The 16,049-nt window shown below is 76.2% G+C and carries 1 protein-coding gene; it reads right to left on the bottom strand.

Translation table 11 applies throughout. From position 1 onward, the window contains the following. Nucleotides 1–16 precede the first annotated feature (16 nt). Nucleotides 17–16,039, bottom strand: a complete 16,023-nt coding sequence (locus ACFWA9_RS08440) for a type I polyketide synthase (RefSeq protein WP_380384577.1) — start codon at nt 16,037–16,039, stop codon at nt 17–19. Nucleotides 16,040–16,049: the final 10 nt, after the last annotated feature.

The following is a 16,049-nucleotide window of genomic DNA, read 5'->3' as shown; positions in this document are numbered from 1 at the left end:
CGTGAAGGCGTGGTGCTCAAGAGATGCCGAGCTCGTCGTTGATGAAGTCGAGGACCTCATCGGCGGAGGCGGACTCCAACTGCTCGGCGACCGTGGACTCCTCCGTCTGCTCGACCCCGTTGAACCTCGCCACCAACCCCTGGAGGCGGAGCACGATGCCGGCCTTCTTGGACTCGTCGGACACCAGTCCGGCGATCAGCGACTCGATGTCCTCGATCTTGGCGTTCACCATCGACAGCGCGTCGTCGGTGGTGCCGAGCTCGCCGTGCAGGTACCGGGCCAGGGCGAGCGGCGCGGGGTAGTCGAAGACCACCGTCGCGGCCAGTTTCAGGCCGGTCGCCTCGCGCAGCCGGTTCCGCAGTTCGACCGAGGTCAGCGAGTCGAAGCCGGCGTCCTTGAACGCCGTCTCCGGGCCGACCTGGTCGGGCCCGGCGTGACCGAGCACGGTCGCCACCTGGCCGCGGACCAGGTCCAGCAGCAGGGCCTCCTGCGCCGCCGGGGCCAGGCCGGCGAGCCGGCGGGTCAGCCCGCCGCTGTCACCGGCCGCGGTCCGGGCCAACTGCCGCCCGGAGCGCACCAGTCCGCGCAGCAGCGGCTGGGCGGTGCGGCCGGCGGCCGCGTCGGCCCGCAGCGACCGCAGGTCGAGCTTGATCGGCACGACCAGCGCCGTGTCGGTCCGCAGCGCCGCGTCGAACAGCCGCATGCCCTCGGCCGGGCCGATCGGCAGGACCCCGCCGCGGCTCATCCGGGCCTGGTCGGCGGCGCCCAGGTGGGCGGTCATGCCGCTGATCTGCTCCCAGAGGCCCCAGGCGAGGGACGTACCGGGCAGGCCCGCCGCCCGGCGCCGGTGCGCCAGGGCGTCGAGGTGGGCGTTGGCCGCCGCGTAGTTGCCCTGGCCGGCCGAGCCGAACAGGCCGGAGGCGGAGGAGAACACCGCGAAGGTCGTCAGGTCGAGGTCACGGGTGAGCTCGTCCAGGTGGCTCACGGCGGTCACCTTCGGGGCGAACACGCGGGCCAGCCGCTCGGGCGTCAGTGCGCCGATCACGCCGTCGTCCAGCACACCGGCGGTGTGCACGACGCCGGTCAGCGGGTGCTCGGCCGGGACGGCGGCCAGCAGCGCGGCCACCGCCTCCCGGTCGGTCACGTCGCAGGCGGCGACCGTCACCGCCGCGCCCAGCCCGTCCAGTTCGGCCACCAGCTCCGGCGCGCCCTCGGCGCCGAGGCCGCTCCGGCTGGCCAGCACCAGGTGCCGGACGCCGTGCTCGGTGACCAGGTGCCGGGCCAGCAGCGCGCCCAGCGAGCCGGTGCCACCGGTGACCAGGACGGTCCCGTCCGGGCGGAACGCCTCGGGTGCCTCCGTCGCGGGCCGGGCCTGCGCCCGGACCAGGCGCGGCACGGAGAGCGCCGCCGCCCGGACGGCGACCTGCGGCTCGTCGGCGGCCAGGACGGCGCCGAGCACGGTGGTGAAGGAGCCGTCGGTGTCCGGGTCGAGGTCGAGCAGGACGATCCGGTCCGGGTTCTCGGCCTGCGCGGTGCGCAGCAGGCCCCAGACCGCCGCGCCCGCCGGGTCGGTGACGTCGGCGTCGGTGCCGGCCGGCACCGCGCCCCGGGTGACCACCACGAGCCGCGCGTCCTCGAAGGCCGCGTCGGCCAGCCAGGCCTGGACGACCTCCAGGGCCTGTGCGGTCAGGGCGAGCACCTGGTCGGCGCCCTCGCCGCCGTGGGCCTCCAGGACGGCGACGGCGGGGGCCTCGGCGGCCAGCGCGGCCAGCGCGGCCACCTCCTCGCCGGTGGCGACCGGCACCCAGGAGGGCGCCGCCGCGGCCGCGGCCGCCGGCAGTGTGCTCCACTCCAGGCGGAACAGTGCGTCGCGGCCCTCGTCCGCGGCCGCGGCGGTGTCCAGCTGCTCGACGTCCACCGGCCGGAAGGTCACCGAGTCCACCGTCAGGACGGCGCCGCCGGCCTCGTCGACCGCGGTCAGCGCGAGCTTGTCCGGCCCCTGCGGGGCGATCCGGACCCGGACGGCGCCCGCGCCGGCGGCGTGCAGCACCAGCCCGTTCCAGGCGAACGGCAGGACGTTGTGGCCGTCCTCGGGCTGGGCGAACGCCTGGGTGTGCAGGGCCGCGTCGAGCAGCGCCGGGTGGATGCCGAAGCGGGCGGCCTCGTCGCGCCGCTCGTCCGGCAGGGCGACCTCGGCGAAGAGCTCCTCGCCGCGCCGCCAGACGGCCTGGAGGCCCTGGAACGCCGGGCCGTAGGCGTAGCCGTGCCGGGCGAGGTCCTCGTAGAAGCCGGCGACGTCGAGCTCCACGGGCTCCGCGCCGGCCGGCGGCCAGGCGGTGGTGTCGAAGCCGGGCGCCGCCGGGCGGTCGGCCGGGGCCGCCGTCAGGGTGCCGGCCGCGTGCCTGGTCCAGGCGTCCGGGCCGATCTCGCCGGCCGCGTCCTCGCGGGCCGAGTAGACCGCGACGGTCCGCGTGCCGTCCTCGTCGGGGCCGCCGACGGCGACCTGGATCCGGACTCCGCCGTGCTCGGGCACCACCAGCGGTGCCTCGATGACCAGTTCGTCGAGCCCGCCGGCGGCGACCACGTCGCCGGCCCGGACGGCCAGCTCCACCAGGCCGGTGCCGGGGACCAGCACGACCCCGCCGACGGCGTGGTCGGCGAGCCAGGCGTGCGTGCGCAGCGACAGCCGGGACGTGCAGAGCACCCCGCCCGTCTCGGGCACCTCCACCACCGCGCCGAGCAGCGGGTGGTCGGCCGTGACCTGGCCGAGCGAGACCGCGTCGGTGGCGGCGGTGGTCTGCAGCCAGTAGTGCCGGTGGTCGAAGGCGTAGGTCGGCAGCTCCAGGTGGGCGGTGCCGGTGGGCAGGAGGCCGGTCCAGTCCACCGCGACGCCCCGGACGAAGAGTTCGGCCACCGCGGTCAGTACGGTGTGCGCCTCGGGGCGGCCGTCGCGCAGGGCGGCGACGCAGACCGCGTCCTCCCCGGCGGACTCCGCCACCGCGCTGCTGAGCGCGGCGCCGGGGCCCAGCTCGACGAAGAGCGCTCCGCCCGGTCCGGCCGCCGCGGCGACGCCCTCGGCGAACCGGACCGGGCGGCGCACGTGGTCCACCCAGTAGGCGGGATCGGCCAGTTGGCCGGGCTCGGCGACGCGGCCGGTGACGTTGGAGATCACCGCGAGCTTGGGCTCGCCCCACGACACGTTGGCCAGGGCGGTGGCGAACTCCGCCAGCATCGGCTCCATCAGCGCCGAGTGGAAGGCGTGCGAGACGGTCAGCTGCTTGACCTTGCGGCCCTGTGCCTTCAGGCTCTCGGCGGCCTTCAGCACGGCCGCCTCCTCACCGGAGAGGACCACCGACGACGGGCCGTTCACCGCCGCCAGGTCCACGCCGTCACCGAGGAGTTCGGCGACCTCGGCCTCGGTCGCGGCGACCGCCACCATCGCACCGCCCGAGGGCAGCGCCTGCATCAACCGACCGCGTGCGGCGACCACCGCCGCCGCGTCGCCGAGCGAGAGCACCCCGGCCACGTGCGCGGCCGTGATCTCCCCGATCGAGTGGCCCATGACGGCGTCCGGCCGGACGCCCCAGGACTCGATCAGCCGGAACAGCGCCGTCTCCACCGCGAACAACCCGGCCTGGGTGTAGACGGTCTGGTCGAGGGATCCGGCCGTGCCGAGCACCACGTCCTTGACGGGGTGGTCGGTCCACCCCGCCAACTGCGCGTCCAGCGCCTCGCAGGCCGCGTCGAAGGCCTCGGCGAACACCGGGTACCGCTCGGCCAGCTCACGGCCCATTCCGACCCGCTGCGACCCCTGCCCCGGGAACACCAGCACCGTCCGGTCGGTGTCGGACACCGTGCCCGTCACCAGGACGGGGCTGCTCTCACCCCGCGCCAGGGCGCTCAGCCCGGCCAGCGCCTCCTCCGGCGAGCCCGCCAGCACCACCGCGCGCTCCGACAGCAGCGCCCGCTGGGCCAGCAGGGCGGCGGCGATCTCCGCCGCCCCCGCCCCGGAGGTCTCGACGAAGGGCGCCAGGCGGTCGGCTTGCCCGGCCAGCGAGCCCGCGCTCTTCGCCGACAGCACCAGCGGCACCGTACCGGCCGGAGCGTTCTCGACCACGACGGCCTGCGCCTCGGCCTCGACCGGGGCCTGCTCCAGGATCAGGTGCGCGTTCGTCCCGCTGACGCCGAAGGCGGAGACCCCGCCACGCCGCGGTCGGCCGGTCTCCGGCCAGTCCCGCGCCTCGGTCAGCAGCTCGACCGCGCCGGCCTGCCAGTCCACCTCGGTCGAGGGCTCCTCGACGTGCAGGGTGGGCGGCAGGACGCCGTGGCGCAGGGCCTCCACCATCTTGATCACACCGGCGACCCCGGCGGCCGCCTGCGCGTGCCCCAGGTTGGACTTCACGGACCCGAGCCAGAGCGGACGCCCGGGTTCCCGGTCCTGGCCGTAGGTGGCCAGCAGGGCCTGCGCCTCGATCGGGTCACCCAGCACCGTGCCGGTGCCGTGCGCCTCGACCGCGTCCACCTCGACGGTGGACAGGCCCGCGTTGGCCAGCGCCTTGCGGATCACCCGCTGCTGCGAGGGCCCGTTGGGCGCGGTCAGCCCGTTGGACGCGCCGTCCTGGTTCACCGCCGAGCCTCGGACCACCGCGAGCACCCGGTGCCCCTTGCGTCGTGCCTCGGAGAGCCGCTCCAGCACCACCACACCCGCGCCCTCGGCCCAGCCGGTGCCGTCCGCCGTCGAGGAGAAGGCCTTGCAGCGGCCGTCGGGCGAGAGCGCCTGCTGGCGGGAGAACTCCACGAAGGTGTGCGGGTTGGCCAGCACCGTGGCGCCGCCGGCCAGCGCCATCGAGCACTCGCCCTGGCGCAGCGCCTGGGCGGCCAGGTGGATCGCCACCAGCGACGACGAGCAGGCCGTGTCCACGGTGACCGCCGGGCCCTCGAACCCGAACACGTAGGAGACCCGGCCGGAGGCCACGCTGCCGGCGGAGCCCGTCGCGGTGAAGCCGCTCAGCTCCGGCGGCACCTCGCCGCCGAACCCGTAGCCCTGGCTCATGACGCCGGAGAAGACGCCGACGTCGGTGCCCTTCAGCGCGGCCGGGTCGATGCCCGCCCGCTCCAGCGCCTCCCAGGACGCCTCCAGCAGCAGCCGCTGCTGCGGGTCCATCGCGAGCGCCTCACGCGGCGAGATCCCGAAGAACCCGGCGTCGAACAGGCCGGCCTCGTGCAGGAAGCCGCCCCGGTCGACGTAGGAGGTGCCGATCCGGCCGGGGTCGGCGTCGAACAGGCCGTCCAGGTCCCAGCCGCGGTCCTCCGGGAACGGGGAGAGGGCCTCCCGGCCGTCGGCGACCAGCCGCCAGAGGTCCTCCGGGCTCGCCACGCCGCCGGGCAGCCGGCAGGCCATGCCGACGATCGCGATCGGCTCGTCGGGGTCGGCGGCCAGGACGGCCGGCGCCGCGGGCCCGGCCGCGGCGGCCACGTGGCCGAACGCGCCGTGCAGGTGGCGGGCCAGGGCGAGCGGGGTCGGGTAGTCGAAGACGACGGTGGTGGGCAGGTTGAGGCCGGTCGCCTCACGGACCCGGTTGCGCAGTTCGACGGAGGTCAGCGAGTCGAAGCCGGCGTCCTTGAACGCCTTCTCCGCCTTGACGCTGTCCGCCCCGGCGTGGCCGAGGACGGTCGCCACCTGGCCGCGGACCAGGTCGAGCAGCAGGGCCTCCTGCTCGCTGGCCGACAGCCCGGCCAGCCGGTCCGCCAGCCCGCCGCCGCTACGCTGGGCGGCCGCCGCCCGGACGGCCTGCCGGCCGGCCCGGACCAGACCCCGCATCAGCGGCTGGACGGCGCCGCCGGAGGCCGCGTCGGCGCGGGCCGCCCGCAGGTCGAGCTTGATCGGCACGACCAGGGCCCGGTCGGCGTGCAGGGCCGCGTCGAACAGGGCCAGGCCCTCGGCCGGGGTCAGCGCCAGGACGCCGCCGCGGCTCATCCGGGCCTGGTCCAGCTCGCTCAGGTGCGCGGTCAGGCCGGTGCTCTGCTCCCACAGGCCCCAGGCCAGCGAGACACCGGGCAGCCCGTCGGCCCGCCGGCGGGCCATCAGGGCGTCCAGGTAGGCGTTGGCGGCCGCGTAGTTGCCCTGGCCAGCCGAGCCGAACAGGCCGGCGGCGGAGGAGAACACCGCGAAGGCCGTCAGGTCGAGGTCACGGGTCAGCTCGTGCAGGTGCTGTACGGCGGTCACCTTGGGCGCGAAGACCCCGGCGATCCGCTCGGGCGTCAGTGCGCCGATCACGCCGTCGTCCAGCACACCGGCGGTGTGCACGACGCCGGTCAGCGGGTGCTCGGCCGGGACGGCGGCCAGCAGCGCGGCCACCGCCTCCCGGTCGGTCACGTCGCAGGCGGCGACCGTCACCGCCGCGCCCAGCCCGTCCAGTTCGGCCACCAGCTCCGGCGCGCCCTCGGCCCCGAGGCCGCTCCGGCTGGCCAGCACCAGGTGCCGGACGCCGTGCTCGGTGACCAGGTGCCGGGCCACCAGCGCGCCCAGCGAGCCGGTGCCACCGGTGACCAGGACGGTCCCGTCCGGGCGGAAGGCCGGTTCGGCGCCGGTCGCGTCGCCACCGGCCGCGCGGACCAGCCGCGGTGCGGAGAGCACCCCGGCCCGGACGGCGACCTGCGGCTCGCCGGAGCCCAGCACGGCGGTGAGCAGCGGCTCGACGTCGGTGCCGGAGGTGAGGTCGGTGGCGGTGTCGGTGTCGATCAGGACGAGCCGGTCCGGGTTCTCCGCCTGGGCGGCGCGGATCAGGCCCCAGACGGCGGCGCCCGCCGGGTCGGTCACCGCGGCGTCGCCGCCGGCCGGCACCGCGCCCCGGGTCACCAGCACCAGCCGGGAGTCCTCCAGGCTCGGTGCGGCCAGCCAGGTCTGGACGAGGTCCAGGATCCGGTCGGTCAGGGCCAGGGCGTCGCCGCGCCGGTCGGTCGCCTCCACCAGCGCGACCACCGGGGAGGTGACGTTGTCGGCGAGGATCTGCACCTCGTCCGCGTGGAACAGCGGCACCCACGGCGGCAGCGTCTCGCCGCCGGCGGGGGTCTCGGGCAGGTCGGTCCAGTCCACCCGGAAGAGGGCGTCCGGGCCGGCGTCCGCCGCGGCGGACGAGAGCTGCTCGGCGGAGACCGGCAGGAAGGCGAGCGCCTCCAGGGTCAGGACCGGGCCGCCCGTCTCGTCGGCGGCCTCCAGCGAGAGCCCGTTCCGGTCGGACGGCGCGAGCCGCACCCGCAGCGCCGAGGCGCCGGCGGCGTGCAGCGTCAGGCCGGTCCATTCGGCCGGCTGCCAGAGCCGCGGTCCGCCCGCGGTCCCGTCGGCCACGGCGGCGTGCCGCAGGCCGGACTGGAGGGCGGCGTCCAGCAGCGCCGGGTGGATGCCGAAGCGGCCGGCGTCGGCGCGCTGGTCCTCGGGCAGCGCGACCTCGGCGAAGACCTCCTCGCCGCGCCGCCAGAGCCCGCGGACGCCCTGGAAGGCCGGGCCGAGGGCGTAGCCGAGGCGGAGCAGGTCGTCGTAGAGCTCGTCGGCACGCGCCTGCCGGGCGCCGGTGGGCGGCCAGACGACGAGGTCGGCGTGCGCCTCGGTGCGGGCCGCCGCAGGGGAGAGCCGGCCGGTGGCGTGCCTGGTCCAGGCGCCGGTGTCGTCGTCGGCGTCCTCGCGGGCGGCGTAGACGTCGACGCTGCGGGCACCGCTCCCGTCGGGGCCGCCGACGGTGACCTGGACCCGGACGCCGCCGTGCTCGGGCAGCACCAGCGGGGCCTCGATCACCAGCTCGTCGAGGGTGCCGCAACCGACCTCGTCACCGGCGCGGACGGCCAGCTCGACCAGCGCGGCGCCGGGGACGGGGACGACCCCGCCGACGCCGTGGTCGGCCAGCCAGGGGTGGGTGCGCAGCGACAGCCGGGAGGTGAACGCCAGCCCGTCCGACTGCGGCAGCCGGACGACGGCGCCGATCAGCGGGTGGTCGACGGTGGCCTGGCCGAGCGAGGCCGCGTCGGTGGCCGGGGCGGTCTGCAGCCAGTAGTGCCGGTGGTCGAAGGCGTAGGTCGGCAGGTCGAGCGGGGCGGTGCCGGTGGGCAGCACGCCGCTCCAGTCCACGGCCACGCCGCGGACGAAGAGTTCGGCCATCGACAGGAACAGCCGGCGCGGGCCGCCCTCGTCCCGTCGAAGCGAGCCGGTGACCAGGGCGTCGGCCGCGGCCTCGTCCACGATCTCGTTGATCGGCTGGACCAGCACCGGGTGGGCGCTGGACTCGACGAAGACGGTGTGGCCCGCTTCGAGCAGCGCGGCGACGGCGGGGCCGAAGCGGACCTGGCCGCGCAGGTTGCGGTACCAGTACCCGCCGTCCAGCACGCCCGCCTGGTCGATCCACTCACCGGTGACGGTGGAGAGGAACGGCACCAGCGGGGCCTGGCTGCGGATGTCCGCGAAGGCCTCCGCCAGGGTCTCCTCGATCGCCTCGACATGACGGGTGTGGGAGGCGTAGTCCACCGCGACCCGGCGCACCCGCACGCCGTCGGCCGCGAGGACCTCCAGCGCCTCGTCCAAGGCCTCGGCGTCACCGGCCACCACGACGGAGGCCGGGCCGTTGACGGCCGCGACCTCGACGCGGTCCGCCCAGCGCTCCAGGCGAGTCAGCGCCTCGCTCTCGGGGAGCGCGACCGACGCCATGCCACCGCGACCGGCCAGCTGACCGGCGATCACCTGGCTGCGCACCGCGACGATCCGGGCGGCGTCCTCCAGCGACAGCGCACCGGCGACGCAGGCTGCCGCGATCTCGCCCTGGGAGTGGCCCAGCACGGCGTCCGGCAGCACGCCCACGGACGCCCAGACGGCGGCCAGACCGACCATCACCGCGAAGCTGGCCGGCTGGAGCACGTCCACCCGGTCCAGCAGCTCGGCCGGGGCCTCGCCGCGCAGCACCTCCTCCAGCGACCAGTCCACCCAGGGGCTCAGCGCCCGGGCGCACTCCGCGATCCGCTCGGCGAACACCGGGGAGGCGTCCAGCAGTTCACGCCCCATCCCGGCCCACTGCGAACCCTGCCCCGGGAACACCAGGACCGTCCGGCCCGCGCCGGCCGAGCCGAGCGAACCGCCGGTCACCAGGGCGGGAGCCGACTCGCCCCGGGCCAGCGCGCCCAGTCCGGCCAGCGCCTCCTCCGTCGAACCGGCCACCAGCACCGCGCGCTCGGAGAGCAGCGCGCGCCGGGACAGCAGCGCGTTCGCCGTGGCGGCGAGCGACGGCCGGTCCGCCGCGTCGAGGAAGGCCGCCAGGCGCGCGGCCTGACCGGCCAGCGAGCCGGTCGAGGCGGCCGACACCACCAGCGGCACCGTGTCGGCGCCCGGCAGCACGTCGCCCGCCGCCGGCTCGACGGCCGGCACCTCGGCGGACTCCTCCAGGATCAGGTGCGCGTTGGTGCCGCTGATCCCGAAGGAGGAGATCCCGGCCCGGCGCGGCCGGCCGCCGGCGGCCCAGTCGCGCGCCTCGGTCAGCAGCTCGACCGCACCGGCGGACCAGTCCACCTCCGGGGTCGGCGCGCTGACGTTCAGTGTGGAGGGCAGCACGCCGTGCCGCAGCGCCTGCACCATCTTGATGACGGCCGCGACACCGGCCGCGGCCTGGGTGTGGCCGATGTTGGACTTCAGCGAGCCGAGCCAGAGCGGCCGCTCCGGGTCGCGGTCCCGGCCGTAGGTGGCCAGCAGGGCCTGCGCCTCGATCGGGTCGCCCAGCGCCGTTCCGGTGCCGTGCGCCTCCACCGCGTCGATGTCCGAGGCGGCCAGGCCCGCGTTGGCCAGCGCCTTGCGGATCACCCGCTGCTGCGAGGGGCCGTTGGGCGCGGTCAGACCGTTGGAGGCGCCGTCCTGGTTCACCGCGCTGCCGCGCAGCACCGCGAGCACCTGGTGCCCGTTGCGCCGGGCCTCGGAGAGCCGCTCCAGGACCACGATGCCGACGCCCTCGGAGAGGATGGTGCCGTCGGCGCCCGCCGAGAACGCCTTGACCCGGCCGTCGGCGGCGAGGCCGCGCTGGCGCGACATGCCGAGGACGCCGACCGGCGAGCCCATCACGGCGACGCCGCCGGCCAGCGCCAGCGAGCACTCGCCGGACCGCAGCGCCTGCGCGGCCAGGTGGATCGCCACCAGCGAGGAGGAGCACGCCGTGTCCACGGTGACCGCCGGGCCCTCGAAGCCGAACACGTAGGAGACCCGGCCGGAGGCCACACTGCCCGCGGTCGCGGTGGTGACGAAGCCTTCGAGCTCGGCGGGCATGCTGGTCAGCGACTCGACGTAGTCGTGGATGGAGACACCGGAGAAGACGCCGATGTTGCCGCCCCGCGCCGTGCCGGGGTTGATGCCGGCCCGCTCCAGCGCCTCCCACGAGGCCTCCAGCAGCAGCCGCTGCTGCGGGTCCATCGCCAGCGCCTCGCGCGGCGAGATCCCGAAGAACTCGGCGTCGAACTCCCCGGCGTCGCGCAGGAAGCCGCCCTTGTGGACGTAGGAGGTGCCGGGCTTCGCGGCGTCGTCGTCGAAGAGCTCGTCGAGGTTCCAGCCGCGGTTGTCCGGGAAGCCCACCATGCCGTCGCGGCCCTCGTGCACCAGGCGCCACAGGCCCTCGGGGTCGACCACGCCGCCGGGCAGCCGGCAGGCCATGCCGACGATGGCGATCGGCTCGTCCGGGTCGGCCGCGACCACGGTGGGGGCGGCGGCGGCACCGGCCGCGGTGTCGCCGAGCTCCTCGCGCAGGAAGCGGGCGAGCGCCACCGGCGTGGGGTAGTCGAAGATCAGGGTGGCGGGCAGCTTGACCCCGGTCGCGGCGCTCAGCCGGTTGCGGAGCTCTACCGCGGTGAGCGAGTCGAAGCCGATGTCGCTGAAGCCCCGGGTGCCCTGGGCCAGTTCGTGGCCGTTGAAGCCGAGCACCGCAGTGGCCTCGGCCTGGACGATGCCCAGCAGGATGCTCTCCTGCTCGGCCTCGGACTTCCCCGCCAGGCGGCGGACCAGCCCGCTGCCGTCCCCGGCGGCGGTCCGTGCCACCCGGCGCCCGCTCCGCACCAGGCTGCGCAGCATGTGCGGGACGGCGCCGCCGGACGCGGTGTCCGAGCGCAGCGCCCGCAGGTCGAGCTTGATCGGGACGAGCAGCGCCTGCTCGGCCCGCAGGCCGGTGTCGAAGTGGGCCAGGCCCTCGGCCGGGGTCAGCGCCAGGACGCCGCCGCGGCTCATCCGGGCCTGGTCGACCTCGCTCAGGTGGGCGGTCAGGCCGGTGCTCTGCTCCCAGAGGCCCCAGGCCAGCGAGAGACCGGGCAGTCCGCCGGCCCGACGGCGGGTCATCAGGGCGTCGAGGTAGGCGTTGGCGGCGGCGTAGCTGCCCTGGCCGGCCGAGCCGAGCAGCGCGGCGGCGGACGAGAAGACCACGAACGTCCGCAGCTGCGGGGCGAGTTCCCGGGTCAGCTCGTCCAGGTGGCGCACCGCGGTCGCCTTGGGCGCGAAGACCCCGGCGATCCGCTCCGGCGTCAGCGCGCCGATCACCCCGTCGTCCAGGATGCCGGCCAGGTGGACGAGGCCGGTCAGCGGGTGTTCGGCCGGGACGGCGGTCAGCAGCGCGGCCACCGCCTCCCGGTCGGTGACGTCGCTCGCGACGACCGACACCGTGGCGCCGAGTCCGGCGAGTTCGTCGGCCAGTTCGTCGGCGCCCTCGGCGGCGGGGCCCCGGCGGCCGGCCAGCACCAGGTGCCGGACGCCGTGCTCGGTGACCAGGTGGCGGGCGACCACGGCGCCCAGCGAGCCGGTGCCGCCGGTGACCAGGACGGTGCCGTCCGGGTCGAAGGCGGTGGCAGGGGCCTCCTCCGGGGCGGCGTCGGCGCGCACCAGGCGGGAGGCGGAGAGCGCCGTGCCGCGCACCGCGACCTGCGGCTCGCCGGAGGCCAGCACCGCCCCGAGGACGGCTCCCGCCCCGGCCGCGGCGGCGGGGTCGAGGTCGACCAGGACGATCCGGTCCGGGTTCTCTGCCTGGGCGGCGCGGACCAGGCCCCAGACGGCGGCGCCGGCCGGGTCGGTCACGGCGGCCTCGCCGCCGGCCGGGACGGCGCCCCGGGTGGCGACCACCAGGCGGGCCTCGGCCAGGCCCGGCGCGGCCGTCCAGGCCTGGATCGCGGCCAGCACCCGGCAGGTGAGCTCCAGCGGGTCGGCCTCGGCGTCGGCCGCGGTCGCGTCCAGCACGGCGACCGCCGGCACGTTCTCGCGGGCGGCCAGCGCGGCCACGTCCTCCGGTCCGGACAGCGGGGCCCAGACCGGCGCGGCCGTGGCGCCCTCGGGCGCGGGCAGCCCGGTCCACTCGACCCGGAACAGCGAGTCCCGGCCGTCCTGGCCGGCCGCGCTGCCCAACTGCTCGGCGGAGACCGGCAGCGAGACCAGCGAGTCCATCGTCAGGACCAGCTCGCCGGCCTCGTCGGCGGCCTGGAAGGACAGCGCGTCGGTGCCCCGGGGGGCGACCCGCACCCGCAGCGCGGAGGCGCCCAGCGCGTGCAGCACCAGCCCGTTCCAGGCGAACGGCAGCACGTTGCGGCCGTCCTCCGGGTTGGTGAACGCGTTGGTGTGCAGGGCGGCGTCCAGCAGGGCGGGGTGGATCCCGAACCGGTCGGCGTGCTCCCGCTGCTCCGGCGGCAGCACGGCCTCGGCGAAGAGCTCCTCGCCGCGCCGCCAGACCGCCCGCAGGCCCTGGAACGCCGGGCCGTAGGAGTAGCCGCGGACGACCAGGTCGGTGTAGAAGTCCTCGATCTCCACGGGCTCGGCGCCGGCCGGCGGCCAGGCGGCGAAGTCCACGGCGGGCGTGGTGCTGCCGCTCGGGGCGGCGGACGAGAGCAGACCGGTCGCGTGCCTGGTCCACTCGCCGTCGCCGTCCTCGCCGGCGGCGTCCTCGCGCAGCGAGTAGACGTCCACCGTCCGGGAGCCGGTCGGGCCGGGGCCGCCGACGGCGACCTGGACCCGCACGCCGCCCTGCTCGGGCAGCACCAGCGGGGCCTCGATGACCAGCTCTTCGAGGATGCCGCAGCCGAACTCGTCGCCCGCGCGCACCGCCAGGTCGACGTAGACGGTGCCGGGGACGATCACCACGCCCTGCATGGCGTGGTCGGCGAGCCAGGGGTGGGTGCGCAGCGACAGCCGGGAGGTGAAGACCAGCCCGTCCGACTGCGGCAGCCGCACCACCGCGCCGAGCAGCGGGTGGTCGGTGCCGGTGAGGCCCAGCGAGGCGGCGTCGGTGGCCGATCCGGTCAGCTGGAGCCAGTAGTGCTGGTGGTCGAAGGCGTAGGTCGGCAGGTCGACCAGGGCGGTGTCGGCCCCGGCCGGCAGGATGCCGGTCCAGTCCACGGCGACGCCCCGGACGAAGAGTTCGGCCATCGAGGTCAGCAGGCGGCGCGGGCCGCCCTCGTCGCGCCGCAGCGAGCCGGTGACCACGGCCGAGGCGTCGGCGGCGTCCACCAGCTCGCTGATCGGCTGGACCAGGACCGGGTGGGCGCTGGACTCGACGAAGACGGTGTGGCCGGCGTCGAGCAGCGCGGTGATCGCCGGGCCGAAGCGGACCTGGCCGCGCAGGTTGCGGTACCAGTAGCCGCCGTCCAGCGCGCCCGCCCCGTCGATCCACTCGCCGGTGACGGTGGAGAAGAACGGGACCAGCGGGGCCTGGCTGCGGATGTCCGCGAAGGCCTCGCCGAGGGTCTCCTGGATCGCCTCGACGTGCCGGGAGTGGGAGGCGTAGTCCACCGCGATCCGCCGCACCCGCACGCCCTGGTCCTCCAGCGCGTCGAGGGCCTCGTCGAGGGCCTCCGCGTCACCGGCGACCACCACGGACGCCGGGCCGTTGACGGCGGCGACCTCGACGCGGTCCGCCCAGCGCTCCAGCCGCTCGACGGCGTCGGTCTCGGAGAGCGCCACCGAGGCCATCCCGCCGCGTCCGGCGAGGCTGCCCGCGATCACCTGGCTGCGCACCGCCACGATCCGCGCGGCGTCCTCCAGCGACAGCGCACCGGCCACGCAGGCCGCCGCGATCTCGCCCTGGGAGTGCCCGACCACCGCGTCCGGCAGCACGCCCACGGACGCCCAGACCGCCGCCAGACCGACCATCACCGCGAAGCTGGCCGGCTGGAGCACGTCGACGCGCTCCAGCAGCTCGGCCGGGGCCTCACCGCGCAGCACGTCCTCCAGCGACCAGTCCACCCAGCGCTCCAGCGCCGCCGCGCACTCCGCGACGCGCGCGGCGAACACCGGGGAGGAGTCCAGCAGTTCACGGCCCATGCCGACCCACTGCGAACCCTGCCCCGGGAAGACCAGGACGAGCTTGCCCGCCCCGGTCGCGCTCCCCGTCACCAGCCCGGCGGCGGATTCGCCCCGGGCCAGCGCGGCCAGCCCGGCCAGCGCCTCGTCCCGCGAACCGGCCACCAGCACCGCCCGCTCGCCGAGCACCGCGCGCCGGGTGGCCAGCGTCCCCGCCACACCGGCGAGGGAGACCCCCTCCGCGGCGTCGAGGAAGGAGACCAGCCGCTCGGCCTGGCCCGTCAGGGACCCTGCGGAGGCCGCCGAGACCACCAGCGGCACCACGGCGTCGGGCGCGGCCGCGGCCTGGGCGGGCTCCTCCTCGGGCACCTGCTCCAGGATCAGGTGCGCGTTGGTGCCGCTGGCGCCGAAGGAGGAGACCCCGGCCCGGCGCGGCCGCCCGGTCTCCGGCCAGGGCCGGGTCTCGGTCAGCAGCTCGACGGCGCCCGCCGTCCAGTCCACCTGCGGGGTGGGCGCGTCGACGTGCCGGGTGGCCGGCATCACGCCGTGCCGCAGCGCCTGCACCATGTTGATCACACCGGCGACCCCGGAGGCCGCCTGGGTGTGGCCGATCACCGACTTGACCGAGCCGAGCCGCAGCGGTTCCCGGCCGTCCACGCGGTCCTGCCCGTACGTTGCCACCAGCGCCTGTGCCTCGATCGGGTCGCCGAGGACGGTGCCGGTGCCGTGGCCCTCGACCATGTCGATGTCGCCCGTGGACAGGTTGGCGCTGTCCAGCGCCTTGCGGATGACCCGCTGCTGGGCGGGGCCGTTGGGCGCGGTCAGACCGTTGGAGGCGCCGTCCTGGTTGAGCGCGGAGCCCCGGACGACCGCCAGCACGCGGTGGCCGAGCTCCCTGGCCCGGGAGAGCTTCTCCAGCAGGACGACACCGGCGCCCTCGGCCCAGCTGGAGCCGTCGGCGCAGGCCGCGTAGGACTTGCAGCGGCCGTCAAAGGCCAGGCCGCGCTGGCGGGCGAAGCCCACGAAGCCGCCCGGGGTGGACATCACGGTCGCACCGCCGGCCAGCGCCATCGAGCACTCGCCGCGGCGCAGCGCCTGGGCGGCCAGGTGGATGGCGACCAGCGAGGAGGAGCACATGGTGTCGACGGTGACCGCCGGGCCCTCCAGCCCGAGCGAGTAGGCGACCCGGCCGGAGGCGACGCCGCCGGCGGTGCCCAGGGCCCGCTCCAGGCTGAGGAAGCCCTCGTAGCCGCTGAGGTCCGGGGCGTAGTCCTGGTGCACGATGCCGGCGAACACGCCGATGTCGGTGCCCCGGACGGAGTGCGGGGCGATGCCGGCCCGCTCCAGGGCCTCCCAGGACACCTCCAGCAGCTGCCGCTGCTGCGGGTCCATGGCGAGCGCCTCGCGCGGCGAGATGCCGAAGAACCCGGCGTCGAACTGGCCGGCGTCGTGCAGGAACGCGCCCTCGCGGACGTAGGTGGTGCCGGGGTTGTCCGGGTCCGGGTGGTAGAGGCCTTCGAGGTCCCAGCCCCGGTCCTCGGGGAACGCGGTGTACACGTCGGTGCCGTCGGTGACGACCCGCCAGAGGTCCTCGGGGGTACGGATCCCGCCCGCGTACCGGCAGGCCATCGACACGATGGCGATGGGCTCGGCAGGGGCCTCCAGGAGCTTCTGGTTCTCCTGCTGGAGCCGCGCGTTCTCCTTCAGCGAGGCACGAAGTGCGTTGACGATCTGCTCGTCCGGCGTCGTCATGTTCCTACGT

Source organism: Kitasatospora sp. NPDC059973 (assembly GCF_042737525.1).
GTDB lineage: Bacteria > Actinomycetota > Actinomycetes > Streptomycetales > Streptomycetaceae > Kitasatospora.
The sequence above is the reverse complement of the archived record's forward strand: the minus strand, read 5'-3'. Positions and strand labels throughout refer to the sequence as shown.